Source organism: Pseudomonas sp. PDM22 (assembly GCF_014851965.1).
In the GTDB taxonomy this organism is placed as follows: domain Bacteria; phylum Pseudomonadota; class Gammaproteobacteria; order Pseudomonadales; family Pseudomonadaceae; genus Pseudomonas.
Genome location: NZ_JACVAR010000003.1, coordinates 244,787 through 271,020, shown reverse-complemented (window position 1 = coordinate 271,020; position 26,234 = coordinate 244,787). Strand labels below are relative to the sequence as shown.

Here is a 26,234-nt window from a genome sequence, read left to right as displayed (position 1 = left end):
CTCATGCCCCCCGCTCGGTAGGCTGCGCCGCCCAGAAGCCCGGCTTGTTCGGGCAGTAGCTGCGGATCACCAGCACGTCGTCCACCGCACGGAACATCAGCGCCTGCTCGTAGGTGACGACCGTGGCGCTGGTGTCATCGCCGACCTGCCCCAGGTACCAGCCGCCGAGGATCTGCCGGGCCAGCCACTGCTGGCGCTCGTTCCAGCTGTCCGGGGCGTCGCCCAGGCGCTCGAGCAGCTCGGCCAGGCTCTGCTTGAGCGCGGTGTCGCGCTGCGCCAGGGCCTGGAACAGGCGCTGGCCGATGCGCGGGTCGAGGTTGCTGCGCCCGGTGAGGCGCTGGGACAGGGTCATGAAGCTTTCCAGCTCCTTCTCGGCCTGAGGCGTCAGCGCGGCCCAGGTGCGCGCGGCGGGGCTGAGCAGCACACCGCCGAGGGCGGCACTGGCGCAGGCCACCGCCAGCAGGCGGCGACGAGAAAGGGGGAAGGCGGGCAGCTGTGCCTCGGACATGACGACCTCTCTTGCAACAGGCGAACGGTTGGGGAGCGCGGTCTGTCGCCGCTTGAATCGGGTATTGGTCGGCCAGGGTGGCGATACCTTGCCCAGGCCCTTAGTATTGCCGCTTGTTCAGATTCTGCCGGGCGATTGCTCCTGCCGGCGGCCCACCCCGGAGCCGCGCCGCAGAGCCTCACCGACCGGCTTTTGGGTGAAACCGCAGCGATGAAACAGTACCTCGACCTCATGCGCCACGTGCGCGAACACGGCACCTTCAAGAGCGACCGCACCGGCACCGGCACCTACAGCGTGTTCGGCCATCAGATGCGTTTCGACCTCGCCGAAGGCTTCCCGCTGGTGACCACCAAGAAGTGCCACCTCAAATCGATCGTCCATGAGCTGCTGTGGTTCCTCAAAGGTTCGACCAACATCGCCTACCTGAAGGAAAACGGCGTCTCGATCTGGGACGAATGGGCCGACGAGAACGGCGACCTGGGCCCGGTCTACGGCTACCAGTGGCGCTCCTGGCCGGCGCCGGACGGTCGCCACATCGACCAGATCGCCAACCTGATGCAGATGCTGAAGAACAACCCGGATTCGCGCCGCCTGATCGTCTCCGCGTGGAACCCCGCGCTGATCGACGAAATGGCCCTGCCGCCGTGCCACGCGCTGTTCCAGTTCTATGTGGCCGACGGCAAGCTCAGCTGCCAGCTGTACCAGCGTTCGGCCGACATCTTCCTCGGCGTGCCCTTCAACATCGCCAGCTACGCGCTGCTGACCCTGATGGTCGCGCAGGTCGCCGGGCTGCAGCCCGGCGAATTCATCTGGACCGGCGGCGACTGCCACCTGTACGCCAACCACCTGGAGCAGACCGACCTGCAGCTGACCCGCCAGCCGCTGCCGCTGCCCACCATGAAGATCAACCCCGAGGTGAAGGACCTGTTCGACTTCCGCTTCGAGGACTTCGAACTGGTCGGCTACGAATCTCACCCGCACATCAAGGCACCGGTCGCTGTCTGACCTGTCCTCGATGAAGAAAAGGCCGGCTCAATGCCGGCCTTTTTGTTTCTGCCCCGCCAAGAGTCAGTGGATGCTCTTCGTAGGAGCGAGCTTGCTGGGCCCCGGTGATCCATGGCAAAACCATTCACTCGGTGAATAACTGTTTCGCCTGGCGGTACAAGGTTTCATGAGGCTGCGTCCCATTGCTATGCTCCCCCGGCTGGCCGCCGAACGATGGCCTACGGATTTTCCGCACTACAACGACAAGACCGGGGACCGTCATGCAGCCTTTCAGCTTCGCCACCACCGCGCAGATCCTCTGCGAAAGTGGCTCCGCCGCCCGCCTGGGTGAACTCTGCCGCGAGCGCGGCGCCCAGCGCGTGCTCATCGTCACCGACCCCGGCATCACCCGCCTGAACATGCTCGACGGCGTGCTGCCAGGCTTCGCCGCAGCCGGCGTGGCAGTGGAAGTCTTCGACCAGGTGCTGGCCGACCCACCGGAAAGCATCGTGCTGGAAGCCTCTGATCAGGCGCGCCGGATGGCCGCGCAGCTGGTGGTCGGCTTCGGCGGCGGCAGCTCGATGGACGTTGCCAAGCTGGTGGCGTTGCTGGCGCACCCGCTGGCGACACAAGGCCTGAAGGATGTCTTCGGCGTCGGCAACGCCCGTGGCCCGCGCCTGCCGCTGATCCAGGTGCCGACCACCGCCGGCACCGGCTCGGAAGTGACGCCGATCGCCATCGTCACCACCGGCGAGACCACCAAGATGGGCGTCGTCAGCCCCTACCTGCTGCCGGACCTGGCCGTGCTCGACGCCGACCTCACCCTCGGCCTGCCGCCAGCGGTCACCGCCGCCACCGGCATCGACGCCATGGTTCACGCCATCGAGGCGTACACCAGCAAGCTGAAGAAGAACCCGCTGTCCGACCTGCTGGCCCGCGAAGCCCTGCGCCTGCTGGCGCTGAACCTCGACGAAGCGGTGCACAACGGCCGCAACCGCGAGGCGCGCCAGGCCATGCTGCTGGGCGCGTGCCTGGCCGGGCAGGCCTTCGCCAACGCCCCGGTAGCCGCCGTGCACGCGCTGGCCTACCCGCTGGGCGGGCACTTCCATATTCCCCACGGCCTGAGCAATGCGCTGGTCCTGCCCGAGGTGATCCGCTTCAATGCGCCCAACGCCGGCCCGCTCTATGCCGAGCTGGCGCCGCTGCTGCTGGGCGAGCGCCTGCGCAGCGATGGCGACCGCACCGAGCAGTTCATTGCCGAGCTGGCCGACCTCAGCCCGCGCAGCGGCCTGCCGTCGCGCCTGCGCGATGCCGGCGTGCCGGAGGACAGCCTGCCGCGCCTGGCCGCCGATGCGATGTTGCAGCAGCGCCTGCTGGTGAATAATCCCCGCGAAGTCAGCGAGAGCGACGCGCTGGCCATCTACCGAGCCGCATTCTGAGAACCCGATGAGCGAACAGCACCCCAGCCGCGCCGACTACGCGCACTTCCAGCCGATCACCACGCGCTGGCACGACAACGACATCTACGGCCACGTGAACAACGTGACCTACTACGGCTTCTTCGACACGGCGGTGAATACCTACCTGATCGAGCGCGGCGGCCTGGATATCCACGACGGCGACGTGGTGGGCTTCGTGGTCAGTTCGAGCTGCGACTACTTCGCGCCGGTGGCCTTCCCCGAGCGCATCGAGGTCGGCCTGCGGGTCGGCAAGCTGGGCAACAGCTCGGTGCAGTACGAACTGGCGATCTTCCGCGAGGGCGATGAACTGGCCTGCGCGGCGGGCAAGTTCGTGCATGTGTTCGTGGATCGGGCGAGCAACCGGCCGGTGTCGATTCCGGCGCCGCTGCGCGAGGCGATGGAAGTGCTGGTTCGAGGCTGACCTCTAGGGGCGGACGTCTCACCAGCCCATCGGATAATGCTCGATGCGGCAGGGCCGGTTGTTGCCGTCGCCCTTGCAGATGCCGTCCAGGTACTGGTAGCGCATCCACACCCGTTGTCCGGCCGCAGGCCAGTGCGGGCGAGGGATGCGGCTCTGCCAGTCGGCGCTTTCCGGTTCGAAGGCGATGACCTCGCCCGGGCTCGGGCACTGGGTGCCCGCCGAGCGCGGCTTGGCCGAAGCGACCCGGCCTTCCAGCCCGCGCACGGGCAGCTTGAGCGCTCCGGTGATTTCCACTTCCAGCTGGCAGACCTGCCAGTCCCCGGCGTACGCGGGCTGCGCGGCGCAGAGCGTCAGCAGCAGTCCGGCGGCAGCAAGAGCTTTCACGAGTAACTCCTTGTCGGCAGTGATCCCTCCCCGGCAAGCCTATACCAGGCTCGCGGGATGACACGGGGCTTGTCCCGGGCGGCGCGTCCGGCCTATGCTGGCGGCCGGTCGGCAGTTCACCCAGGCGTCGCCGCCTCCGTATGGAGAGCGCTAAACCTGCCGCGCGGTTCCCCGCATGTTTGACGATCCGACACACTTTCCCCAGTGCCGCATCGGAATGGCGACCCCCGATAACCTCCCGCGCGAGGTCTTGGCACGCAACGAGGATTGCACTGTGTCCAGGCAACGCTTGCCCTATCACGCCCCCGACATCTCCGCGCTGGCGAAATCGCTGGCGCGCCAGCTCGGCGAATCGCCCGAGCGCCCCGGTCATGTCGAACTACTCAACCTGCTCGCCCGCGCGGTGGGCTTCCGCAACTACCAGGCGCTGCGCGCCAGTCATCAGGCGCAGACGCGACTGGCCCGCGAAGCCGAGCCTGAAGCCGTGGTGGATTTTCGCCGCGTCGAGCAATGGCGGCGCTACTTCGATGACGCCGGCTGCCTGCAGCGCTGGCCGAAGAAGCACAGCCACCGCGAGGCGTGCCTCTGGGTGCTGTGGTCGCGACTGCCGGCACGGCAGCGCTGGAGCGAAAAGGAGCTCAACGAACGGCTGCGCGCCCAGGAATGTCTGGGCGACCACCTCCTGCTGCGAAGGGCGCTGGTGGACGGCGGTTGGCTCACGCGTACCCCGGATGGTGGTGAGTACCGGCGCGTCGAGCGACGTCCGCCGGCCGAGCTGGGCGCGCTGTTGTCCTGTTTGCCAGCCTGCGCCTGAAGCTGAAGGCCTGAACGAAAAAGCCCGCCAATAGGCGGGCTTTTTCACAAGGGCATCCGTCAGTCGTCGTGATGCTTGTGTTTGTGCTTGTAGTGGCCTTTGCCCTTGTGATGGCTCTTGCTGCCACTGTGGTGGTCATCGTCGTTATCGTCGGCCAGGTGGTTGCCCAGTGCGCCGCCGGCTGCACCACCCAGGCCCGCGCCGATGGCGCCGCCGGTGGAGCCACCGACCTTGTTGCCGATGACCGAGCCGCCGGCTGCGCCCAGGCCGCCGCCGATGGCCGCCTCGGTCTTGTTGCCGTTCTTCGCGCCCATCGCGCCGCCAGCCGCACCGCCTACGCCAGCACCGATGGCCGCACCGGTGGAGCCGCCCAGGGCGCCGCCGACCACGTTGCCGAGGGCGCCACCGATACCGCCGCCAATGGCGGTCTTGGTGTCATCGGCCACGGCGTGGCTGGCCAGCAGGGCCAGTGCCAGAACAGAAAGAGTCTTACGCATGTTGCGAACCTGAAAGTAGGAATTATCGGGAGAATTGTCCCGCACACAAAACAGCCGGGCAATCAGGCCCGGCTGTCAGTCGTCGTTTCCGTGGACTGATCGCGGTTAGAGCTACCGCGGGTCAATCCCAGTCGCGACGGTGGTGCTTGTGCTTGTACCAGCCACGATGGCGACCGTTGTCGTGCCAGCGGCGATCATAGTGGCGATGGTCGTCGTAACGGGCACGACGGTAGCCGTGACGGTAATCGTCATCATCGTCGTCGCGGTTGTTGTCGGCGTAGTGGTTGCCCAGTGCGCCGCCGGCGCCGCCACCCAGGGCCGCGCCGATCAGGCCGCCGGTGGTACCACCCATCTTGTTGCCGATCACCTGGCCGCCGGCAGCGCCCAGGCCGCCACCGATGGCGGCTTCTGTCTTGTTGCCGTGGCGGGCACCGACCGCGCCACCGGCCGCACCGCCCAGACCACTACCAATGGCGGCGCCGGTGCTGCCACCGACCGACTGGCCGATGACCGAACCCAATACCCCGCCCAGGGCGCCACCGACGCCGGCACGGGTGTCGCCGTCCGCGTAGGCGGTGCCACCGACCAGCGCAAGAGACAACAGGAGCATCGAGGAGTACTTCATAGAGAGGATCTCTCTGTGGGGATGTTGGAAGCGATCCTCGGGTCGTGCGAAGGCTCTGACAAGGGGGTTCCGACGAGTAACACGACTTTCATCAAATATTGCAAGTATTTGATTTATGGTCAGAACTTTTTCGATTTCGGGCGGTCTGAGTGTTATTCCAGGGTTCCATTTGTGAGGTGTTTTTCTCACAAATTGCCATTGAAATGATGGCTTTTCACGGGAACTGCCCTGGCCCTTCCGAGTTTACCTTTCATCCCTTTCTGATGTGACGCAAATCCAGCGGATTTTTCGCAGGATGGCCTTCTGCTGCGCGCACGAAGTCCCCTTGTAGGAGCGGGCCATGCCCGCGATCGCGCCCATGGGGCGCTCCTGCAAGGAGTATCGAAGCGTCAGGTCGTCAAACGATCCGCAGGCTCGGCCGCGCCTTCTCGAAGCGGATGGCGACGAACTTCGAGGTCGGCGTGTGGCTGCCCACGCCGTGGCTGTCCAGCGGCACCAGCGGATTGGTTTCCGGGTAATAGGCCGCGGCCTGGCCGGCGGGGATGTCGTAGGCCAGGAGGGTGAAACCGCTGACGCGGCGATCCACGCCATCGGACCAGAGCGACACCATGTCTACCTTCTCGCCGGGCTCGAAGCCCAGGCGGCGGATGTCGGCCTCGTTGGCGAACACCACCTCGCGATGACCGCGCACGCCGCGATAGCGGTCGTCCAGGCCATAGATGGTGGTGTTGTACTGGTCGTGGGAACGCAGCGTCTGCAGGATCAGGTGCGGCTCCTGGCCGGTCTCGCGGATCTTCGCGTGGACCAGGTCGGCCGGCAGCGGATGGTGGTGGAAGTTGGCCTTGCCGCTGGCGGTGTTCCAGCGCCGTGAACCGGCCGAGTTGCCCAGGTGGAAGCCGCCGGGATTGGCCACGCGGCGATTGAAGTCGCTGAAGCCGGGAATGGTATCGGCGATCAGGTCGCGGATGCGGTCGTAGTTGGCGATCATCGCGTCCCAGTCCACCGGGTGGTTGCCCAGGGTGGCCTTGGCGATGCCGGCGATGATGGCGGGCTCGGAGCGCATCTGCTTCGACGACGGCTCCAACTGGCCAAAGGACGCGTGGATCATGCTGAAGGAATCTTCCACGGTCACCGCCTGCGGGCCGTCGGCCTGACGGTCGATGTCGGTGCGGCCCAGGCACGGCAGGATCAGCGCGTCGCCGCCCACGGTGAGGTGGCTGCGGTTGAGCTTGGTGCTGATCTGCACGGTCAGCGCGCAGCTCTGCAGGGCACTGTGGGTGCGCGGGCTGTCCGGGGTCGCCTGGGCGAAGTTGCCGCCCAGGCCGATGAACACCTTCGACTGTCCATCGAGCATGGCGTTGATCGCCTCGACGGTGTTGTGGCCGTTCTCGCGCGGCACCTTGAACTGGAAGCGGCGCTCCATGGCGTCGAGCAACGCGGCCGGCGGGCGGTCGTTGATGCCCATGGTGCGGTCGCCCTGCACGTTGCTGTGGCCGCGCACCGGGCACAGGCCGGCGCCGGGGCGGCCGACGTTGCCGCGCAGCAGTTGCAGGCTGACCAGTTCCTGGATGGTCGGCACCGAGTGGTGGTGCTGGGTGATGCCCATGGCCCAGCAGACGATCACGCGTTCGGCGCGGCGGTACATGATCGCGGCCTGCTCGATCTCCTCGAGGCTCAGGCCCGACTGCTGGACGATGTGATCCCAGCTGGTGTCGTCCACGGCGGCGAGGTAGGCGTCGACGCCCTGGGTGTGCTCGGCGATGAATTCATGGTCGAACACCGCCGGCTCGCCCTTGGCCTGGGCTTCGCGTTCCCATTGCAGGAGGAACTTGGCCATGCCGCGCACGGCGGCCATGTCGCCGCCCAGGGCCGGGCGGAAGAACGCGGTGTTCAGCGGCTCGGAGCCGTTGGTGAGCATTTCCAGCGCATGCTGCGGGTGCTGGAAGCGTTCCAGGCCGCGCTCCTTCAGCGGGTTGAAGGCGACCACCTGGGCGCCGCGTTTTACCGCCTCGCGCAGCGGTTCGAGCATGCGCGGGTGGTTGGTGCCGGGGTTCTGGCCGAAGACGAAGATCGCGTCGGCATGCTCGAAGTCGTCGAAGGTCACGCTGCCCTTGCCGACACCGACGCTCTGGCCCAGGGCGACGCCGCTGGCCTCGTGGCACATGTTCGAGCAGTCGGGGAAGTTGTTGGTGCCGAAAGCGCGGACGAACAGCTGATAAAGGTACGCGGCCTCGTTGCTCGCCCGTCCCGAGGTGTAGAACTCGGCCTGGTCAGGGCTTTCCAGCGCATTCAGGTGCCTGGCGATCAGGGCGAAGGCATCGTCCCAGGCGATCGGCTGGTAGCGGTCGGTGGCCGGGTCGTAGCGCATCGGGTCGGTCAGGCGGCCCTGGTACTCGAGCCAGTAGTCGCTCTGCTCGCGCAGCGAGCTGACGCTGTGGCGGGCGAAGAAGGCCGGGTCGACGCGGCGCTTGGTGGCTTCCCAGTTCACCGCCTTGGCGCCGTTCTCGCAGAATTTCACCCGGCCGTCTTCCGGCGAGTCGCCCCAGGCGCAACCGGGGCAGTCGAAGCCGCCGTTCTGGTTGGTCTTGAGCAGCGCACGCAGGTTCTTGAACGGCTGCTTGCTGTCCAGCCAGAAGCGCGTGACGCTGATGAGCGCGCCCCAGCCGGCGGCTGCGCCCTTGTAGGGTTGGTAGCGGGGATTCTCTTGCTGCAGGCTCATGGGGTCTCTTTATCTTCGAATGCGGGCGTTCAGGCGGCTGGCGGAGCCGGGCTGTAGATGCGCGGCGCGCTGCGGTGCGGCAGGTGGATCAGGTTCAGGTTGTGCTCGCGGGCCCACTGCACGGTGAGTGCGGTCGGTGCGGAGAGGCTGACCAGGGTCGACAACCCGGCTCGCACGGCCTTGTGGATAAGTTCCAGACTGCAGCGGCTGGTGACCACGGCGAAACCGCCGGCCAGGTCCAGGCGCTGGCGCTTGAGCGCGCCGATCAGCTTGTCGAGGGCGTTGTGGCGGCCGATGTCCTCGCGGCACAGGCGAATCTCGCCGGCGGCATCGACGAACAGTGCGGCGTGCAGGGCGCCGCTGCGGCGGCCGATCTCCTGGACGGCGTTGACCCGCTCACGCAGGTGCTCGAAGTGCCCGGCGGGCGGCAGCGGCGCCGAGGGCAGCACCGGCAGGCCAGGCAGCGCCTGGTCCAGCGCCGCGACGCCGCACAGGCCGCAGCCGGTATTGCCGGCCAGTTGCCGGCGCTGGTCCTTGAGGGCCCAGAAGGCGCGGTTGCTGACTTGCAGCTCGGCCGCGATGGCGTCGCCATGGGGCGTCAGGCGCACGTCATAGATGTCGTCGATGGAGTCGATGAGGCCGGCGCCGAGGCTGAAACCGTAGGCGAAGTCTTCCAGGTCGTTCGGCGAGACCATCATGACGGCCTGGCTGAGCCCGTTGTAGGCAATCGCCAGGGCGACTTCCCCGGCCAGCACGGCGCGACCGGTGTCGCCCTCCGGGGTGAGTTCGGCATAGCTGTAGCCGTCGGCAGGCACGACGGCATCCCGGACCGCGGCGCTGGCCGGGCGGGTGATCAGGCAAGGCATGGGCTGAGCCCTGTGGTTCTAGTAATGCGACCAGCCTATGCCTATGCCGGGGCAGCGTCTAATGGCTACTGTCGATGTAGTGATAGATGGCGTTTATCGGTCGCTTTCGGAACCGCCCAGCAGAGCCGCGGCTTCGCGGAAGCAGGCTTCGGCCAGCGCCGAGCGCGGCTCGCTGCGGCGCAGGATCAGGCCCAGCGGCGACAGCGTGCGCGCGTCCTCTATCGGGGTGAGGACGAAGTGCTCGCCCTGGGTATCCAGCCCGCTGCCCAACGGCATGATCGCGCAACACAGCCCGCGCTCCACGGCCTGCACCAATTGGTGCACGGCGTCGGTCTCCAGGCGTGCCTGGGGGGTCAGGCCGCGGCTGCGGAAGCCGTGGTCAATGGACTGGCGGAAGTGCATGCCGGCCGAAAGCAGGCCCAGCGGCAGCTCCGCCAGGGCATCCCAGCTCAGGGTCGGGCTGTCGATCTGGAAGTGCCGGCGGTCGTGCAGCAAACCCATGCGCGTGGCGGCCAGTTCGAGGCTTTCGAAGTGTTCGCGGTCGAGGCGATCCAGGTACGACAGGCCGAGGTCCAGCTGGTTGCGGCCGAGGCCTTCGAGGATATTTTCCGAGCTCAGGGCGAACAGCTGGAAGCGCAGTTCCGGGTGGCGCTGGGCGAACAGCTCGATCAGCCGCATGGGGTCGAACCCCGCCAGTGGCACCAGGCCCAGGCGCAGGGTGCCGACCAGTTGGCCCCGGCACGCGGCCGCTTCGGCGTAGAGCCCGTCGTGGGCCGCCAGCAGGCTGCGGGCCCAGGCCAGTACGCGTTCGCCGGCTTCGGTGAAACCCTCGAAACGCTGCCCACGGCGCACCAGTTCCAGGCCCAGCTCTTCCTCCAGGCTGCGCACGCGCATGGACAGGGTCGGCTGGGTGACATGGCAGCGCGCCGCCGCCTGGCCGAAGTGCCGGGTCTCATCCAGGGCGCAGAGGAATTTCAGCTGCTTGATGTCCATCGGCGGGAAGGCTCCGGGGGCGTTCTGTCGGGTCGGGGAGGGATTAGGACTTTTCCGTCAGGCGCTGCGGAAGTCGCCGTCTAGACTCCAGGGGCGCGCGGTCTGCCCAATGCCGGCCGCCTGTCACTGTAACCGTAGGGAGGTTGGAAATGGGCATTTTTGCGTTCGTGAAGGAAGCCGGCGAGAAGCTGTGGGAAAGCATTGTGGGCCAGGAGGCGCAAGCCGCCGAATCGCTCAAGGACCACATTGCCAAGGTTGGCCTGGGCAACCCGAACATCCAGGTCAGCGTCGAGGGCGACAAGGTGATCGCCACCGGTGAAGTGGCCAGCCAGGAAGAGAAGGAAAAGATCCTCCTCACCCTGGGCAACGTCGCGGGGGTTTCCGGTGTGGAAGACCACATCACCGTCGCCGCTTCTGCGGCTCCTGCTGCCGAGGCGCGCTTCGTCACCGTGAAGAAGGGCGATACCCTGAGCGCCATCGCCAAGGCCGAGTACGGCAACGCCAACGCCTATATGAAGATATTCGAGGCGAACAAGCCGATGCTTAGCCATCCGGACAAGATCTATCCCGGCCAGGTGCTGCGGATTCCGGAGTAAAGCCAGAGAGCCCGGCCCAGCGCCGGGTTCGCTGTTTCTGCAGCCCGGCGATTCACAACCCTTCGAGCAGCGTCCGGTAGTCTTCCTGGGCGGCGAATTCCTCGGTGTCCTTCGGCCCCTGGCGGCTGTCCGGCTGGCGCACCGCCAGCAACTGGGCGACGCCGAAGGTTCGCGCTGCGCGCAGGATCGGCAGGCTGTCGTCGATGAACAGGCTGCGGGCCGGATCGAAACCGACGTCCGCCTGCAGCGCCTGCCAGAACTGCTGGTCTTCCTTGGGGAAGCCGTAGTCGTGGGAGCTGATCAGCCGGTCGAACCAGGGCGAGAGCTCCACCCGTTGCAGCTTCAGCGACAGCGAATCGCGGTGGGCATTGGTGATCAGCACCGCGCGCTTGCCGTGGCGACGCAGTTCGGCGAGGAACAGGTCAGCGTCCGGGCGCAGGGCAATGAGGTCGGCGACCTCGTGCTTGAGGTCGAGGATCGACAGCTTGAGCTCGCGGCTCCAGAAGTCCAGGCAGTACCAGTTGAGCAGGCCTGCGTTGTCGCGGAACAGCGGCAGCAGCTCGGCGTCGGCCTCGGCACGGCTGATGCCGTGGTGCTCGGCGTAGCGTTGCGGCAGGTGTTCGAGCCAGAAGTGATTATCGAAATGCAGATCGAGCAGGGTGCCGTCCATGTCGAGCAGGACGGTGTCGATCTGGTTCCAGGGCAGGCGTGGCATGCTGGGCTTTCGCAAAAGGGTGTCGCAATTGCGCCGCCGGTGGACGGAATCGGCGCGATATCTGACACGGAGAATCGGAAAAGGCGGGTTATCATAGCCGACCCGGCCACCCCCAGGAGTCGCCCCATGCGTCAGAAACCCACGGTCCTCGCCCGAGAGATCGTTGCCAGAAGCCGGCTGTTCGCCGTCGAGGAGCTGCAGCTGCGCTTCTCCAATGGCGTCGAGCGTACCTACGAGCGCCTGGTGGGCAAGGGACAGGGCTACGGTGCAGTGATGGTGATCGCCATGCTCGATGCCGAACACGCCGTGCTGGTCGAGGAATACTGCGCCGGGGTCGACGAGTACCAGCTGTCGCTGCCCAAGGGCCTGGTGGAGCCGGGCGAGGACATCCTCGACGCCGCCAACCGCGAGCTGAAGGAGGAGGCAGGCTATGGCGCCCGCCAGCTCGAATACATCACCGAACTGTCGCTGTCCCCCGGCTACATGAGTCAGCGCATCCAGGTGGTGCTGGCCCGCGACCTCTACGAGGAAACGCTGCCCGGCGACGAGCCCGAGCCGATGGGCGTGGACAAGATCAGCCTGCGCGAGCTTTCCAGCCTCGCCCAGAATGCCCAGTTCAGTGAAGGACGGGCGCTGGCCGCGCTCTACCTGGTACGTGACCTGCTGACCCAACGAGGGGAATTCCAGCCGTGATGAATGCTTTTCTGCCTGCCGTGATCGACCTGGTGCACAAGGCTGGCGATGTGATCCTGCCGTTCTGGCAGGGCGACCTGGATGTCCAGAGCAAGGCCGACGAGTCGCCGGTGACCGCCGCCGACCTGGCTGCCCACCGCGTACTGGCCGACGGCCTGCGCGCGCTGGCGCCGGATGTGCCGGTGCTGTCCGAGGAAGATTGCAACATCCCCTTCGAGCAGCGCGCCCAGTGGACTCGCTGGTGGCTGGTGGACCCTCTGGACGGCACCAAGGAGTTCATCTCCGGCAGTGACGAATTCACCGTCAACGTCGCGCTGATCGAGCACGGCCGGGTGGTCTTCGGCGTGGTCGGCATACCGGCCAGCGGCCGCTGCTACTACGGCGGTGCTGGCCTGGGCGCCTGGTGCGAGGACCGCGGCGACGAGCCCGAAGCCATCGAAGTGCGCACCGAGCCGGACGACGTCTTCACCGTGGTGGCCAGCAAGCGCCACTCCAGCCCGCAGCAGGAAAAGCTGTTGGCCGGCCTGGCGCAGCGCTTCGGCAACCTGAACCTGGCCAGTATCGGCAGCTCGCTGAAGTTCTGCCTGCTCGCCGAAGGCTCGGCGGACTGCTACCCGCGCCTGGCGCCGACCAGCCAGTGGGATACCGCCGCGGCCCAGGGCGTGCTGGAAGGCGCTGGCGGAGAAGTGCTGGACGTGCGCGGCGAGCCCTTCACCTATGAAGCGCGGGAGAGTCTGCTCAACGAGTCCTTCCTGGCTCTGCCCAAGGCGGCACCGTGGCGCGCAGACTTGATCCAGCTGGCGCGCGCGCTGGACTGACCTGCGTTTCATCCGGTAGGCGTACGCCCGGCATTTACTTGCCGGGCGGTTCGCGAGCAAGCTCGCTCCTACGTAAAAGTCCCTCAGATATCGTCATCCATGCCCGAATTACCTGAAGTCGAAACCACCCGCCGGGGCATCGCGCCCCACCTCGAAGGCCAGCGCGTCAGCCGCGTGATCGTCCGCGAGCGCCGTTTGCGCTGGCCGATCCCCGAGGACCTGGACGTTCGCCTGTCCGGACAGCGCATCGTGAAGGTGGAGCGGCGCGCCAAGTACCTGTTGCTCAATGCCGAGGTGGGCACGCTGATCAGCCACCTGGGCATGTCCGGCAACCTGCGCCTGGTGGAATGCGGCACGCCGGCAGCGCGCCACGAGCATGTGGACATCGAGCTGGAATCGGGCATGGCGCTGCGCTACACCGACCCGCGTCGCTTCGGTGCTTTGCTCTGGAGCCTGACGCCGCTGGAGCACGAACTGCTGCGCAACCTGGGCCCGGAACCGCTGACCGATGCCTTCGAGGGGGAGCGCCTGTTCCAGCTGTCGCGCAACCGCAGCATGGCGGTGAAGCCCTTCATCATGGACAACGCGGTGGTGGTCGGCGTGGGCAACATCTACGCCACCGAGGCGCTGTTCGCCGCCGGTATCGACCCGCGCCGCGAGGCCGGAACCATCTCGCGAGCGCGCTACGTGAAGCTCGCCCAGGAGATCAAGCGCATCCTCGCCATTGCCATCGAGCGCGGCGGCACCACGCTGCGCGATTTCGTCGGCGGCGATGGCCAGCCCGGCTACTTCCAGCAGGAGCTCTTCGCCTACGGGCGCGGAGGCGAGCCGTGCAAGGTCTGCGGTTCGACCCTGCGCGAAGTGCGTCTCGGCCAGCGCGCCAGCGTCTACTGTCCGCGCTGCCAACGCTGAGGCCCTGGGGCGGCCGTTAAGCTGCCGCCCCGATCTGCCCGATCCTCCCTCCGCCATAACAACAAAGGCCCCCGACGAGGGGCCTTCAGGTGATTCATGTCCGGCAACTATCTGCCCCGCAACCCGTTCGCCGAAGCACTCGGCCACAGCATGCTGCGCCTGGCCGGCTGGCGTATCGAAGGTGCGCTGCCCAAACTCGACAAGTTCGTGGTGATCGGCGCACACCACACGTCCAACTGGGACTTCATCCTGTTCCTGGCGGTCAAGTTCGTGCTGCGCCTGAACGCCCGCTGGTTCGGCAAGCACACTATCTTCCGCACACCCTTCGGCGGCCTGATGCGCCGCTGGGGCGGCATCCCGATCCAGCGCCACCTCAAGCTGAACACCGTGGACCAGGCGATCCAGGCCTTCGCAGACAACCGCGAGATGATGCTGATCCTCTCCCCGGAGGGCACGCGCAAGAAGGTCGAGCGCTGGAAAATGGGCTTCTATCACATCGCCCGTGGCGCGGGCGTGCCCATCGTGCTGGCGGCGCTGGATTACCCCGGCCGGCGCATCGTCATCGGCGAGCCGTTCTGGCCCACTGGCGACGAACCCGCCGACCTGCGCCGCATGCTGGCCTTCTACCGGCCTTTCGTGCCGAAAAAGCCTGAATACGCATTCTTCGGCGATTGAAGGCTGTCACGCGACAAGTCACGGAGCGCTGTTATAGTTATGGCAGTCTGCCTGCCCAACTACACAAAAAAGGACTTCCCTCCATGAACGTGTTCCGCACCGCCGCCACTGCAATGGCCCTGGTCTGTGCATTCTCGGTGTTGCCGGCCGTTGCTCAGGAAGAAGTGAGCAACGTCAGCGGTGACCCGACCTATGTCGTCTCGGCCCCGCCGTTCTACTCCATGATTGGCGACCTGCTGATCGCGCGTCCGCTGCTGATCGGCGCGACCGTAGTGGGCGCTGCGGCCTTCGTGGTGACCCTGCCGTTCAGCGCGGCCGGCGGCAACATCGGCGAAGCGGGCAAGGCGCTGGTCGTCGATCCGGGCAAGGCCGCCTTCGTGCGCTGCCTGGGCTGCACCACCAGCGGCTACAAGAAGGACTGATCCGTCGTCCTGCTCCGGGGCGGCGTGTCCGCCTCGCCAGCCCGGCTTGCCGGGTAAGTCCCGTAGGTAGCCCATGAAGCTGAGTGGCCTGAAGAAGCACCTGCGTCCGCTGCTTCTGCTGCTGGTCGCCGTCATCCTGGGCTACACCTTCTGGTCCAGCGCTGGTCTGCTGCAGTTGGGGGCGGGCCTGGCGCTGTTCCTGTTCGGCATGCAGTGCCTTGAAGAAGGCCTGCGTGACCTCGCCGGCAGCCAGCTTGAGCGCTGGTTGGAGAAGAGCACCGCGACTCGCGGCAAGAGCCTGCTGTTCGGGCTGTTCGGCACCTTCCTGCTGCAATCCTCCACCCTGGTTTCCCTGCTCACCATCGCCTTCATCAGCACCGGGCTGATCCAGCTGGCCGGTGGCATCGCCATTCTTTTTGGCGCCAACCTCGGCGCCACCAGCGGCATCTGGTTGCTGGCGCTGGCCGGGCAGAACCTCAGCCTGAGTCCCCTGGCGCTGCCCTTGCTGGTGTTCGGCGTGCTGATGGGCTTCAACGGCGCCAAGAGCAAGGCCGCCGGGCGCATCCTGCTGGGTATCGCCTTCATCTTCCTGGGCATCGACCAGATCAAGGATGGCTTCGGCAGCTTCGGCGACGCCATGGACATGAGCGAACTGCGCTCGGAGGGCATGCTCGGCGCGCTGCTGTTCGTCACTTTCGGCATCCTCATCACCGTGGTGCTGCAGTCCAGTCACGCGACCCTGATGCTGACGCTTGCCGCCCTCGCCGGTGGCCAGCTTGAGCTGGGCCAGAGCCTGGCGATCGCCATCGGCTCCAACGTTGGCAGCAGCGTCACCACGGCCTTCGTCGGCTCCCTGGGCGGCAACCGCAGCGGGCAGCGATTGGCGCTGGCGCACGTGCTGTTCAACGTGGTGACCGGGGTGCTGGCGTTCCTCCTGCTCGCGCCGCTGACCTGGCTGGTGCACTGGCTGGTGACGCCGGTGGGGCTGGCGGACAACCCGATGATCCAGCTGGCGCTGTTCCACACCCTGTTCAACGGCATGGGCGTGGTGCTGTTCTGGCCGATCCAGGGCGCATTGGCCAATGCGCTGGTGCGCTGGCTGCCGGAGGTCGAGGAGCCGGCGGTGCTGATCACCGACATGGCGCCGGCACTGCCCACCATCGAACGCACCCATGCGCGCTACCTCAATGAGCGCGCGCTGGATTCCGCCGATGCAGCCGCCAGCGCGGTGCTGCAGGAGTTGCGCCACCTGGGGCGCCTGAGCATCGAGGTGATCTGCCACGCGCTGTACCTGCCGGTGGAGATGCTCAACCAGCCGCGGGTTGATGAAAGCCAGCTGCAGGCTGCGCCGGATCGCCATGCGCTGGCCGCGGAGGTGCTTTACCAGCGCCATATCAAGGGCGTGTATGGCGACCTGCTGAGCTTCATGAGCCGCCTGGAAGTGCCGCTGGACGAGGAGCACCAGCGCTTCTGGCTGTCCTGCCAGGTGGTGGCGCTGCAGCTGGTGGACGCGGTGAAGGACGCCAAGCACCTGCAGAAGAACCTCGGCCAGGCACTGTACGGCGAGCCTTCGGCGCTGCGCGATACCTACGTCGAACTGCGCCGGCACCTGATCGGCATGCTGCGGGAAGTGCGTGCGCTGGGATCGCTGCTCGGTGGCGACCTGCCGGAAGAGGCTCTGGTGGCGCGCCTGCAATTGCTTGACGAGGGCGCTGCGGAGTTCGACGCGGCGTTCCGCCAGCGCCTGTTCGCGGCGGTGCGCCGACAGGAGCTGGACGGCCTGCAGATGAGCTCGCTGATGAACGATCTGGGCTACGTCAGCCGGATCATCCAGAGCCTGCGCAACGTGCTGCAACTGGGCACCGAACATGGCCTGTTCGATGCCCGCGAAGAAGACGCTCCGGCTCTTATCCTGCCCTGATCAGCGCAGCGGCGCCGCCAGCTCGGTCGCAAGACCAATGCCGCGCGGGTCGCTGGCGGACTGCACCTCGCCGGACTTCTTGTTCCACAGCAGCACCTGCTGGTTGCCGTAGGCGCGACCGACATCCTTGAGGGTGTAGCCACGGCGCTGCAGGTCGGCCATTTCGGCGGCGGTGAAGGCGCGCGGTTCATGCTCGATCACGTCGGGCAGGAACTGGTGGTGGTAGCGCGGCGAGGACACCCAGCGCTGCACCGGTTTGCCGTCCAGGTAGTCCAGCATCGCCAGCAGCACCATGCTGGGAATCCGGCTGCCGCCGGGCGTGCCGAAGGCGGCCAGCTCGGTGGGACTTTCGATGAAGCTCGGGCTCATGCTCGACAGTGGGCGCTTGCCGGCGGCCACCGCGTTGGCCTGGCTGCCAGCCAACTGGTAGGCATTGGCGCCGCTGACGTCGGTGGCGAAGTCGTCCATCTCGTCATTGAGCAACACGCCGGTACCCGGCACGGTGAAGGCTGCGCCGAACGGCAGGTTGACCGAGAGCGTGGCGGCCACGGCATTGCCGTCGGCATCCATCACCACGAAGTGGGTGGTGTGGTCGCCTTCGCGCCAGGCGGGTGCTGACGGCAGGGAGGAGCTGGGCGTGGCGCGCTGCGGGTCGATACCGGCGGCCAGGCGCTTCAGGTAGTCCGGCGCGAGCAGTTGGTTGACCGGGTTGGCGACGCGGTCCGGGTCGCCCAGCAGGCCGCGGTCACGGTAGGTGCGGCGCAGGGCTTCCACCACGTAATGCACGCGCTGCACCGGTTCGGCCTTCTGCCACGGCAATTGCTGCAGCATGCCCAGGCTTTGCGCCAGGGCGACGCCGCCGGCGGAGGGCAGTGGGGCGCTGATCAGTTCGCGGCCGTCGGCCAGCGGGTAGTGCAGCGCCTGGCGTTCGACGGTACGGTAGCTGGCAAGGTCTTCCAGGCTCCACACACCGCCGGCGGCGCGCACGCCTTCGACCAGTTTCTCGGCGGTTTCGCCTTCGTAGAAACCGATGCGGCCGTAGCGCGCCAGCTTCTCCAGGGTATTGGCCAGCTGCGGCTGGCGCATCAGGCTGTATTCCTCGGGCAGGTTGCCCTGGTCGAGGAAGATGCGTGCGGTCTCGCGGTCCTTGCGCATCGCGTCGAGCCGCCAGGAGGCACGGTCGATGTAGACGCGGTCGATGGACACGCCATCGGTGGCCAGGCGGATCGCCGGCACGAGGTTGTTCGCCAGGGTCTTGCGGCCGTAGCGGCTGCTGATGTCCGCCAGGGCGGCGGGCAGGCCGGGGATGCCGGCGGCCAGCGGGCCGTTGAGCGACAGTTGCGGGTCGACCTTGCCGTTGCGCTCGTACATCCGCGCGTGGGCGGCCAGCGGGGCGCGCTCGCGGGCATCGATGAAGTGGTAGGTCGGCGGACTGCCGGCCTTGCGCAGCAGGAAGAAACCGCCGCCGCCCAGACCCGAGCCGTAGGGCTCGACCACCGCCAGCGCGGCGGCGATGGCCACGGCGGCGTCGAAGGCGTTACCGCCGTCGGCGAGGGTCTCCAGGCCGGCCACGGTAGCCGATGGGTGCGCGCTGGCAACGCTGGCCTGGGCCGGATGTTCCGCAGCGTGCAGGGCAAAGCTCAGCAGCAGGAGGCTGCAGAAGCCGACCAGGGAGGCGCGGGAGCGGGAGTTCAACAGGGACATGGCATCTCACGAACCGCCGGCAGGGCCGGCTGGAAAACCAAACGGGGCGAAGGTGGAGGATAGACAATCCACAACGCCCCGGGTTTGTGAGAACTCAATGAAAAAGTGTCGAAACGCGCGAAGTCAGGCTTTGCCGGTGAGCTTCTTGTACTTTTCCATCAGCTGATCCTTGCTCTCGACGTTGCTTTCGTCGAGGGGGATGCAGTCGACCGGGCAGACCTGCTGGCACTGCGGTTCGTCATAGTGGCCGACGCACTCGGTGCACAGGTTCGGGTCGATGACGTAGATCTCCTCGCCCTGGGAGATCGCGGCATTGGGGCACTCGGGTTCGCAGACGTCGCAGTTGATGCAATCGTCAGTGATTTTCAGGGACATCGAACAACTCCAACCATGACGGCAGCCATGGCGATCGGTAGCAACAATAGTGAAATTGTGCCGTATCGGCGCGTTTAGTGCACGCGAAGGGGAGTCAGCAGACGGAAACCGCCGTCCTTGGCGGTTGCGCGGTCAGCGCTTGAAGCGCTCGGCCAGGGCGCTGGCCACCGCGGGATGCACGAACTTGGTGATGTCGCCGCCCAGTGCCGCGATCTCGCGCACCAGGGTGGAGGAGATGAAGGAGTACTTCTCCGACGGCGTGAGGAACATGCTTTCCAGGTCGGGTGCGAGCTGGCGGTTCATGTTGGCCAGCTGGAACTCGTACTCGAAGTCCGACACCGCGCGCAGGCCGCGCAGCAGGATGTTGGCGTTCTGTTCCTTGGCGAAATGGGCGAGCAGCGTCGAGAAACCGACGACTTCCACGTTGGGCAGGTGCGAGGTGACCTGGCGGGCCAGCTCTACGCGCTGTTCCAGCGGGAACAGGGGATTCTTCTTGGGGCTGGCGGCGACGGCAATGATCACCTGGTCGAACAGTCGCGAGGCGCGTTCGACCAGATCGGCATGGCCTTTGGTGATGGGGTCGAAGGTACCCGGGTACAACACTCGATTCATCGCGGCGTCCTGGTCGGCTCTTGTTGGCAGGCTGGTGCAATAGCGGGCGGATGGTAACGCAGCATGTCCGTGGGGCCAAGCGACCTTGGTAGTGCTTCTGTGAACGGACTACCTGAGATAACCGGCGAGAGACCGGTGAGTCACGCGCAGGCCCCGTGCCAGAGCCTGCGCGTGCTGTCTTGCCTGATGCTGCTCTGTTTCGTTGGGCGGATAACCCGGAACGGGTTATCCGCCGGCCAACCTGCGGCGGATGACGCTGGCGCGTTATGCGCCCTACGGAAGCGCAGGTGTCGCCATGGGCGCTCGGGTTGCGCGTCAGGCCTTGCCCAGGCGCTTGGCCAGGGCGTCCGCGAGTTGTGCGGTGAGGCCGTAGACCGAGAGCTGCGGGTTGGCGCCGATGCTGGTGGGGAACAGCGAGCCGTCGTGGATCGACAGGTTCTCCAGCTGATGGTGGCGGCCGAGGCTGTCGCAGACAGACTGCTTCGAATCCTCGCCCATGGCGCAACCGCCCATCACGTGGGCGCTGCCCAGACGGGTGCGGTAGAGCTCCAGGCTCAGGCCGTCGATCAGCGAGTGGGCCTCCTTGGCGCTCTTCACATAGTCGGCATCGGCATGCAGCGGCAGCACAGCCTTGGCGCCGGCGGCGAACTGGATGTCGGCCATGGTGTGGAAGGCTCGGCGGATGCCGTCCCAGGTGTAGTCGGTCATCTGGTAGTCGAGCACCGGGGTGTCGTCGCCGCGCAGGCTGACCGAGCCCACCGCGCTGTCCGGATGGAAGCCGTCGCGCATCAGCGCCAGGATCACGTTGGTGTGCGGCAGCTGCTCCATGCGCAGTGCGTTGTCCTCGCCGAAGCGGCCGAGCAGGGTGGCGCTGAGCGCCGGTTGCAGCGGCGGGACTTCGAGCTTGTAGGACATGCGCCCGGTAGCGCCGTCATCCCACTGGAAGTGGTCGGAATAGATCGACTGCGGCGCGCCGTAGAAGGGGTTGATGACCTCGTCGAACAGGGCGGCGCTGAAGTTCACCGTGTGCAGGAAGGTGCGCTGGCCGACGCGGCCATTCGGGTCCGGCGCCTTGGAGCGCAGGAGGATCGCCGGGGTATTGATGCCGCCGCCGGAGAGCACGTAGTGACGCGCCTTGATGGTGATCTTGCGGCCGGTGGGGGCGACGCAGCGCTCGTCCATGGCCGAGCATTCCAGGCCACTGACCTTGTTGCCGTCGTGCAGCAGGCGGTCGGCGCGGGCGAGGAACAGCAGCTCGCCGCCCTTTTCCAGGGTCGCCGGGATGGTGGTTACCAGCATCGACTGCTTGGCGTTGGTCGGGCAGCCCATCCCGCAGTAACCGATGTTCCAGCAGCCACGGACGTTGCGCGGGATGACCTTCCAGTGCAGGCCGAGCTTCTCGCAGCCATTGCGGATCACGTCGTTGTTGGCGTTGGGCGGCATGATCCAGGGCGCGACGCCCAGGCGCTGCTCCATCTTCTCGAACCAGGGCGCCATCTCGGCGACGCTGTGGCCCTTCACGCCATGTTCCTTGGCCCAGTGTTCCAGGGTTGGCTCCGGCGTGCGGAAGCTGGAGGTCCAGTTGACCAGGGTGGTGCCACCCACGGCGCGGCCCTGCAGGATGGTGATGGCGCCATCCTTGCTCATGCGGCCGATGCCTTCCTGGTAGAGGCTGGGGTAGGCGTCGGACTCCTGCATCTTGAAATCGGTGCTGGTCTTGAGCGGACCTTCTTCCACCAGCAGCACCTTGTAGCCGGCGGCGCTCAGGGCTTCGGCAGTGGTGCCGCCACCGGCGCCGGTGCCGACGATGACGACATCGGCTTCCAGGGTCAGGTCCTTGTCCAGGCGCGAGCCGTTGTGGACTTTCCAGCCGCGGGCCAGGCCCTCGGCGAACAGATCGGGTACGGGCATCGGAAATCTCTCAGGCGAATTCTTGTTGTTCTGGTGACATCAGATCTTCGGCGGTCCGGGATAGCCGCAGTGGCCCCAGGATTCCGTGCGGCCGTACCAGGCCATCATCACCAGTTGCAGCAGCGAGCTGTGGCCCATCTTCAGCAGGGAGATGAAGCTGTTCTGCCAGCGCTGCAGGAAGTTCTGCACGTCGTCCGCGCTGGCGTTGTCCCAGCTGCCCCAGATGCCGGTGAGCGGCCCGCGGGTGACCGGCAGGGCGAGCACGTCGAACAGCTGCACGGTGAGCTTGAGCATCTCCGGAGAGAGGTGGTTGAGGCTGTTGTCCAGGCTCTCGATGGTGCCCTTGACGGCCTCGGCCATGCGCTCGGCGGGCACGGCGCCGGCCAGCATCACCGGGATCAGCGCACGCAGGAAGGGCATGTCGGAATCGCGCAGCACGGCGAACCCGTTGGCCGGGGTGCTGGCCGAACAGCCGCTCAGGCTGGCGGTGACGCCAGCCGCGGCGAGGAAGGCCCCGCCCAGCAGGCCGATCTTGAGCACGCCGCGCCGGGAGAGTCCCGGCGCGCTCAGGGAGGTGTCTGTCATTCTTGTTCTGTCACCTGTGTAGAGGGCACCTGTGGTGGAAAGGGTTGGTCAGCGGATGAACAGCTTGTAGACCAGCTTCTGCAGCGCCTTGCCGTAGGGCGGGTAGATCACTCGCGCGGCGTTGAAGCGCGGCTTGCTGAACACGCCCTTGGCCTTGGAGAAGGTCAGGAAGCCTTCGTGGCCGTGGTAGTGGCCCATGCCGGACGGGCCGACACCGCCGAAGGGCATGTCGTCCTGGGCAACGTGAAGCAGGGTGTCGTTCAGGCACACGCCGCCCGAATGGGTCTGGGCCAGTACGTGGTCCTGCTCGCGCTTGTCGTAGCCGAAGTAGTACAGCGCCAGCGGGCGGTCGCGCTCGTTGATGTAGCTGAGCGCCTGGTCGAGGTTCTGGTAGGGGATCACCGGCAGCAGCGGGCCGAAGATCTCTTCCTGCATGATCTTCATCTCGTCGGTCACGTTCAGCACCAGCGCCTGGGGCAGGCGGCGGCCCTGGGCCTGCGGGAACAGCGGCACGACGGTGGCGCCGCGGGCCTGGGCGTCGGCGAGGTAGCTGTTCAGGCGCGACAGCTGGCGCTCGTTGATGATCGCGGTGTAGTCGGGGTTGTTCTCCAGTTTCGGGAAGAAGCCCTGGACCACCTGGCGGTAGCTCTCGACGAACTCGTCGACGCGGTTCTGCGGCACCAGCACATAGTCCGGCGCCACGCAGGTCTGGCCGGCATTGAGCGACTTGCCGAAGGCGATGCGCTCGGCGGCATCCTTCATCGGCACGCTGGTGGAAACGATGGCCGGCGACTTGCCGCCCAGCTCCAGGGTGACCGGGGTGAGATTCTCGGCGGCGGCGCGCATCACATGCTTGCCGACGCTGGTGGCACCGGTGAACAGCAGGTGGTCGAAGGGCAGCTTGGAGAAGGCCACGCCCACATCCACTTCACCCTGCACCACGGCGACCAGGTCTTCGGGGAACACCTTGCCCAGCAGCTCTTTCAGCACGCGGGCAGATTCCGGGGTGGATTCACTCATCTTGATCATCACCCGGTTGCCGGCGGCCAGCGCCCCGGTCAGCGGGCCGATGGCGAGGAACAGCGGGTAGTTCCACGGCACGATCACGCCGACCACACCCAGCGGCTGGTAGATGACCTTGGCCGAGGCCGGCATGAACTGCATGCCCACGCTGCGGCGCGCCGGTTTCATCCACTTCTTCACGCGCTTGGTCGCGTAGTGCACGCCGTGCAGGCTGGGCATCACTTCGGCGAGCAGGGTCTCGTCGGCGGAGCGGTTGCTGAAGTCACTGCTGATCGCATCGATGATCGCCTTCTGCTCGGTCACCAGCAGGTTGGCGAGGCTTTTCAGCCACTGGATGCGCTGGCCGGCGTCGGGCATCGGGTTGGCGCGGTACGCCTGGCGCTGGCGTTCGAGAAGGGCTTCCAGCTGACTGATCTGCTGCTGGGTCTGCTGCAGGTAGGCGATATCGGCAACCATGACGGGCTCCTGGCGCAAGCGTGGTGGGGAGGCTCTCGGATGATTCGCACAGGAATCCCGGATGCCTCGCGTTTTTATGCTGTCGCTGGTTTTTTAGAGCAATTGCTCTAGAGTGTCAATCAGCATGCCGGTTCCGCGCCGCCGGGCCCAGCCAACGAAAAGTTGGGCGAGCCCGACAGTTGTGTCAGGTGGTAGCAATCGGTGTACCTTTGCGTCCGCGCAATCCGCTTCGACGAGTTTTGGCAATGGCACCACGCATCAACACCCGTGACCGCATCGCCCAGGCCAGCCTTGAGCTGTTCAATGCCCAGGGCGAGCGCAGCGTCACCACCAACCACATCGCCGCGCACCTGGGTATCTCGCCGGGCAACCTGTACTACCACTACCGCAACAAGCAGGTGATCATCGCCCAGCTGTTCGCCGAGTACGAAAGCCACGTCGACCAGTTCCTGCACCTGCCCGAGGGTCGCGCGCTGACGGTGGAGGACAAGACCTTCTACCTGGAAGCGCTGCTCGCGGCGATGTGGCACTACCGCTTCCTGCACCGCGACCTGGAACACCTGCTGGATTCGGACCCGGAGCTGGCCGCCGGCTACCGCGCCTTCGCCCGCCGCGCCATGGACAACGCCAAGGGCATCTACCGGGGCTTCGTCGACGCCGGCATCCTGCAGATGGACGAACCCCAGCTCGAGGCCCTGACCCTCAACGCCTGGATCATCCTCACCTCCTGGGTGCGTTACCTGTGTACCACCCGTGAAGTGGCCAATGACCTCAGCGAAGCGCTGATGCGTCGCGGCATCTACCAGGTGCTGGCGCTGGAAAGCGGGCACATCGCCCCGCCTTTCCGCGAGGCGGTGGCGGCGGTGTTCGACCGCTTGTACGTGCCGCTGGAAGACTGATCTTCAGACGTCGGATAACCGTGAACGGTTATCCGCCTAACGCTCAACCGTTACGTAGGGCGCATCACGCGCCAGCGTTATCCGCCGGCTGCTCGGTCAGGCATCCACCTGGCGCGGCCCCGGCACCCGTGGCCGGCGCAGGGCTATGCCATGGCGCAGGAAGAACTCCTCCACGCCCTCGGTGGCATCGGTGTAGAGCGTGCGGTTCGGGTGATCGGCGAGGAAGCGCGCCATCAGCGCAAGGCCGATCCCGCGGGACTGGAAGCCCGGCAGCACGGCGATTTCCGCCAGCCAGGTGGTCTGCGCCGTTTCGCTTTCCGCGCGCAGCAGGCCGAGTACCTGATCACCGTCCATGGCCAGCAGGAAGTAGCTGGAAAACTCGTAGAGATCGCGCAGTTCCGCCGTGGTGCCGGGCGAGCCCCAGCCCACCGCGCGGTACAGCGTGGCGATGCCGACGCACTGAGCATCGCTCAGCGGTGCGTTGTGCAGAATCGTCAGCGGCGTGTCGTGCATGGCGGCGCTCCTTTCTGGCGTTTCCTTCCTGGTGCACCTTCAGTCTGCCTCATTCCCGCGTCCAGGGGCTGACCCAGCGCAGTCAGGCTTCCCGCCGTTCGCGCAGCCACTGCGGGATGCGCCGCTCCAGGTAGTAGTCCGGGCGCCCGGGCGAGCCGCCGATGAAGCCGACATGGCCGCCATGGGGCAGCAACTCCATCTGCGTCGAAGCCGACAGCTCGTCCAGCTGCGGCACGCTGTGGGCGTGGATGAACGGATCGTCGCTGGACTGGATGATCAGCGTCGGCACGCGGATACCGCCCAGGTAATAGCGGCTGGAGGCGCGCCGGTAGTAATCGTGCACGTCGGCGAAACCGTGCAGGGGCGCAGTCACCCGGTCGTCGAAGTCCCAGAAGGTGCGCATGCCGTCCAGCGGCCCGAGGCGTTCCAGCGCGGCGAGGTTTTCCGTGTGGCCGCCGGCGGCGAAGGCCTGGCGCTTGGTCTGCACATAGGCCACCAGCTCGCGCATGAAGTGCGCCTGGTAGACCCTGGAGAAACCGATGCCGATGCGGTCGGCGCACTGGTCCAGGCGGAAGGGGACCGACACCGCGACTGCGCCTTTCAGCGGGCAGCTGTCCGAGGCTTCGCCCAGGTACTTGAGCAATACGTTGCCGCCCAGCGAATAGCCCACTGCGTAGAGCGGCGCCATCGGCCGCTTGGCGCGGACGTGGGCGACCACCGAGGCGAGGTCTTCGCTGACGCCCGAGTGATAGCCGCGCGGCAGCAGGTTCGACTCGCCCGAGCAGCCGCGCCAGTTCAGCGCGACGCTGGCCCATCCTTGCGCCGCCAGCTGCTGCTGCACGCCGAGGATGTAGTGCGAGGACGACGAGCCAGTCAGCCCGTGCAGCGCCAGCACCAGCGGCGCATCCGCCTCGTGCGGGCCGTGCCAGTCGAGGTCGATGAAGTCGCCATCCTCCAGCCACAGGCGCTCGCGCGTGCGCTCGAGGCTGGGCGCCTTGCGTGCGAGCGAGCCATACAGGGTTTGCAGGTGCGGGCCGGGTAGCCACCAGGCGGGTTTGAACGGGGAGGGTATAGTCATCACGGATCGAATGGGGCCGACGAATCGTGATAGTAACGCCAAGTCGGCCGTGCGA

General features: G+C 66.6%; 28 protein-coding genes. 12 read left to right on the top strand and 16 right to left on the bottom strand.

Features of this window, described 5'->3' with window-relative positions; genetic code table 11:
- Nucleotide 1: 1 nt before the first annotated feature.
- On the bottom strand, nt 2-508 hold the full coding sequence (locus tag IB255_RS12150) for a sugar dehydrogenase complex small subunit (RefSeq protein WP_081519544.1): 507 nt from the start codon (nt 506-508) through the stop codon (nt 2-4).
- Nucleotides 509-718: 210 nt separating this feature from the next.
- Between IB255_RS12150 and IB255_RS12145 the strand changes: the two genes are divergently transcribed.
- The 3 genes from IB255_RS12145 to IB255_RS12135 all read left to right on the top strand — a co-directional run bounded on the left by IB255_RS12145 (nt 719) and on the right by IB255_RS12135 (nt 3,373).
- A complete protein-coding gene (locus IB255_RS12145; protein ID WP_081519545.1) occupies nt 719-1,513 on the top strand; it encodes a thymidylate synthase in 795 nt (264 codons plus the stop codon).
- Between the two features lie 260 nt (nt 1,514-1,773).
- Nucleotides 1,774-2,931, top strand: a complete 1,158-nt coding sequence (locus tag IB255_RS12140) for an iron-containing alcohol dehydrogenase (protein WP_081519546.1) — start codon at nt 1,774-1,776, stop codon at nt 2,929-2,931.
- Nucleotides 2,932-2,938: 7 nt separating this feature from the next.
- Nucleotides 2,939-3,373, top strand: a complete 435-nt coding sequence (locus IB255_RS12135; protein ID WP_045213088.1) for an acyl-CoA thioesterase — start codon at nt 2,939-2,941, stop codon at nt 3,371-3,373.
- An 18-nt stretch (nt 3,374-3,391) separates the two neighbouring features.
- On the opposite strand, the gene IB255_RS12130 is transcribed toward IB255_RS12135, so the two are convergent.
- Nucleotides 3,392-3,757 (bottom strand): hypothetical protein, encoded by a 366-nt coding sequence (locus IB255_RS12130; RefSeq protein ID WP_081519547.1) that lies wholly within the window; start codon nt 3,755-3,757, stop codon nt 3,392-3,394.
- A 274-nt stretch (nt 3,758-4,031) separates the two neighbouring features.
- Here IB255_RS12130 and IB255_RS12125 point away from each other — a divergent pair, with 274 nt between their 5' ends.
- Nucleotides 4,032-4,571, top strand: a complete 540-nt coding sequence (locus tag IB255_RS12125) for a DUF2087 domain-containing protein (protein WP_081519548.1) — start codon at nt 4,032-4,034, stop codon at nt 4,569-4,571.
- Nucleotides 4,572-4,630: 59 nt separating this feature from the next.
- Here IB255_RS12125 and IB255_RS12120 read toward each other — a convergent pair whose 3' ends face one another.
- From IB255_RS12120 to IB255_RS12100, 5 genes are all read right to left on the bottom strand, one after another.
- Complete coding sequence (locus IB255_RS12120; RefSeq protein ID WP_081519549.1) at nt 4,631-5,068, bottom strand: glycine zipper domain-containing protein; 438 nt, start codon at nt 5,066-5,068, stop codon at nt 4,631-4,633.
- Nucleotides 5,069-5,189: 121 nt separating this feature from the next.
- Nucleotides 5,190-5,693 carry a hypothetical protein gene (locus IB255_RS12115; RefSeq protein WP_081519550.1) on the bottom strand — a complete coding sequence of 168 codons (504 nt, stop codon included), beginning with the start codon at nt 5,691-5,693 and terminating at the stop codon, nt 5,190-5,192.
- Between the two features lie 397 nt (nt 5,694-6,090).
- On the bottom strand, nt 6,091-8,412 hold the full coding sequence (locus IB255_RS12110; protein ID WP_081519551.1) for an FdhF/YdeP family oxidoreductase: 2,322 nt from the start codon (nt 8,410-8,412) through the stop codon (nt 6,091-6,093).
- A 29-nt stretch (nt 8,413-8,441) separates the two neighbouring features.
- A complete protein-coding gene (fdhD, locus tag IB255_RS12105; RefSeq protein WP_081519552.1) occupies nt 8,442-9,278 on the bottom strand; it encodes a formate dehydrogenase accessory sulfurtransferase FdhD in 837 nt (278 codons plus the stop codon).
- Between the two features lie 93 nt (nt 9,279-9,371).
- Entirely contained in the window at nt 9,372-10,271 is a 900-nt protein-coding gene (locus IB255_RS12100) for a LysR family transcriptional regulator (RefSeq protein ID WP_081519553.1), read from the bottom strand.
- Between the two features lie 149 nt (nt 10,272-10,420).
- On the opposite strand from IB255_RS12100, the gene lysM reads away from it, so the two are divergent.
- Nucleotides 10,421-10,867 carry a peptidoglycan-binding protein LysM gene (gene lysM, locus IB255_RS12095; protein ID WP_081519554.1) on the top strand — a complete coding sequence of 149 codons (447 nt, stop codon included), beginning with the start codon at nt 10,421-10,423 and terminating at the stop codon, nt 10,865-10,867.
- 52 nt (nt 10,868-10,919) lie between these two features.
- Here lysM and yrfG read toward each other — a convergent pair whose 3' ends face one another.
- Nucleotides 10,920-11,582: a GMP/IMP nucleotidase gene (gene yrfG / locus IB255_RS12090; RefSeq protein WP_081519555.1), complete on the bottom strand. Its 663-nt coding sequence runs from the start codon at nt 11,580-11,582 to the stop codon at nt 10,920-10,922.
- A 126-nt stretch (nt 11,583-11,708) separates the two neighbouring features.
- Here yrfG and nudE point away from each other — a divergent pair, with 126 nt between their 5' ends.
- The 6 genes from nudE to IB255_RS12060 all read left to right on the top strand — a co-directional run bounded on the left by nudE (nt 11,709) and on the right by IB255_RS12060 (nt 17,023).
- Nucleotides 11,709-12,275 carry an ADP compounds hydrolase NudE gene (nudE, locus tag IB255_RS12085; protein ID WP_081519556.1) on the top strand — a complete coding sequence of 189 codons (567 nt, stop codon included), beginning with the start codon at nt 11,709-11,711 and terminating at the stop codon, nt 12,273-12,275.
- A complete protein-coding gene (gene cysQ, locus IB255_RS12080) occupies nt 12,275-13,093 on the top strand; it encodes a 3'(2'),5'-bisphosphate nucleotidase CysQ (protein WP_139791632.1) in 819 nt (272 codons plus the stop codon). The genes nudE and cysQ overlap by 1 nt, the downstream gene beginning before the upstream one ends.
- 99 nt (nt 13,094-13,192) lie before the next feature.
- On the top strand, nt 13,193-14,005 hold the full coding sequence (gene mutM / locus IB255_RS12075; RefSeq protein ID WP_081519558.1) for a bifunctional DNA-formamidopyrimidine glycosylase/DNA-(apurinic or apyrimidinic site) lyase: 813 nt from the start codon (nt 13,193-13,195) through the stop codon (nt 14,003-14,005).
- A 96-nt stretch (nt 14,006-14,101) separates the two neighbouring features.
- Complete coding sequence (locus tag IB255_RS12070; protein WP_192210416.1) at nt 14,102-14,680, top strand: lysophospholipid acyltransferase family protein; 579 nt, start codon at nt 14,102-14,104, stop codon at nt 14,678-14,680.
- Nucleotides 14,681-14,763: 83 nt separating this feature from the next.
- On the top strand, nt 14,764-15,102 hold the full coding sequence (locus tag IB255_RS12065; RefSeq protein ID WP_151189037.1) for a multidrug transporter: 339 nt from the start codon (nt 14,764-14,766) through the stop codon (nt 15,100-15,102).
- Nucleotides 15,103-15,175: 73 nt separating this feature from the next.
- Nucleotides 15,176-17,023 (top strand): Na/Pi cotransporter family protein, encoded by a 1,848-nt coding sequence (locus tag IB255_RS12060; RefSeq protein WP_192210415.1) that lies wholly within the window; start codon nt 15,176-15,178, stop codon nt 17,021-17,023.
- Here the strand turns inward: IB255_RS12060 and IB255_RS12055 are convergent, their stop codons facing one another.
- The 6 genes from IB255_RS12055 to IB255_RS12030 form a co-directional block, all read right to left on the bottom strand.
- Complete coding sequence (locus IB255_RS12055; protein WP_081519562.1) at nt 17,024-18,727, bottom strand: gamma-glutamyltransferase family protein; 1,704 nt, start codon at nt 18,725-18,727, stop codon at nt 17,024-17,026.
- 123 nt (nt 18,728-18,850) lie between these two features.
- A complete protein-coding gene (locus tag IB255_RS12050; protein ID WP_017521427.1) occupies nt 18,851-19,102 on the bottom strand; it encodes a YfhL family 4Fe-4S dicluster ferredoxin in 252 nt (83 codons plus the stop codon).
- 132 nt (nt 19,103-19,234) lie between these two features.
- Nucleotides 19,235-19,714, bottom strand: coding sequence for a pantetheine-phosphate adenylyltransferase (gene coaD, locus IB255_RS12045; RefSeq protein WP_024767001.1), 480 nt, complete (start codon nt 19,712-19,714; stop codon nt 19,235-19,237).
- A 315-nt stretch (nt 19,715-20,029) separates the two neighbouring features.
- Entirely contained in the window at nt 20,030-21,625 is a 1,596-nt protein-coding gene (locus IB255_RS12040) for a GMC family oxidoreductase (protein ID WP_081519563.1), read from the bottom strand.
- Between the two features lie 39 nt (nt 21,626-21,664).
- Nucleotides 21,665-22,210 (bottom strand): twin-arginine translocation pathway signal protein, encoded by a 546-nt coding sequence (locus IB255_RS12035; protein WP_081519564.1) that lies wholly within the window; start codon nt 22,208-22,210, stop codon nt 21,665-21,667.
- 48 nt (nt 22,211-22,258) lie between these two features.
- Complete coding sequence (locus IB255_RS12030) at nt 22,259-23,689, bottom strand: coniferyl aldehyde dehydrogenase (RefSeq protein ID WP_081519565.1); 1,431 nt, start codon at nt 23,687-23,689, stop codon at nt 22,259-22,261.
- A 245-nt stretch (nt 23,690-23,934) separates the two neighbouring features.
- On the opposite strand from IB255_RS12030, the gene IB255_RS12025 reads away from it, so the two are divergent.
- A complete protein-coding gene (locus IB255_RS12025) occupies nt 23,935-24,588 on the top strand; it encodes a TetR/AcrR family transcriptional regulator (protein ID WP_192210414.1) in 654 nt (217 codons plus the stop codon).
- Nucleotides 24,589-24,684: 96 nt separating this feature from the next.
- Here the strand turns inward: IB255_RS12025 and IB255_RS12020 are convergent, their stop codons facing one another.
- Nucleotides 24,685-25,101: a GNAT family N-acetyltransferase gene (locus tag IB255_RS12020; RefSeq protein WP_192210413.1), complete on the bottom strand. Its 417-nt coding sequence runs from the start codon at nt 25,099-25,101 to the stop codon at nt 24,685-24,687.
- A gap of 82 nt (nt 25,102-25,183) precedes the next feature.
- Nucleotides 25,184-26,179 (bottom strand): hydrolase, encoded by a 996-nt coding sequence (locus tag IB255_RS12015; RefSeq protein WP_192210412.1) that lies wholly within the window; start codon nt 26,177-26,179, stop codon nt 25,184-25,186.
- Between the last annotated feature and the right edge of the window lie 55 nt (nt 26,180-26,234).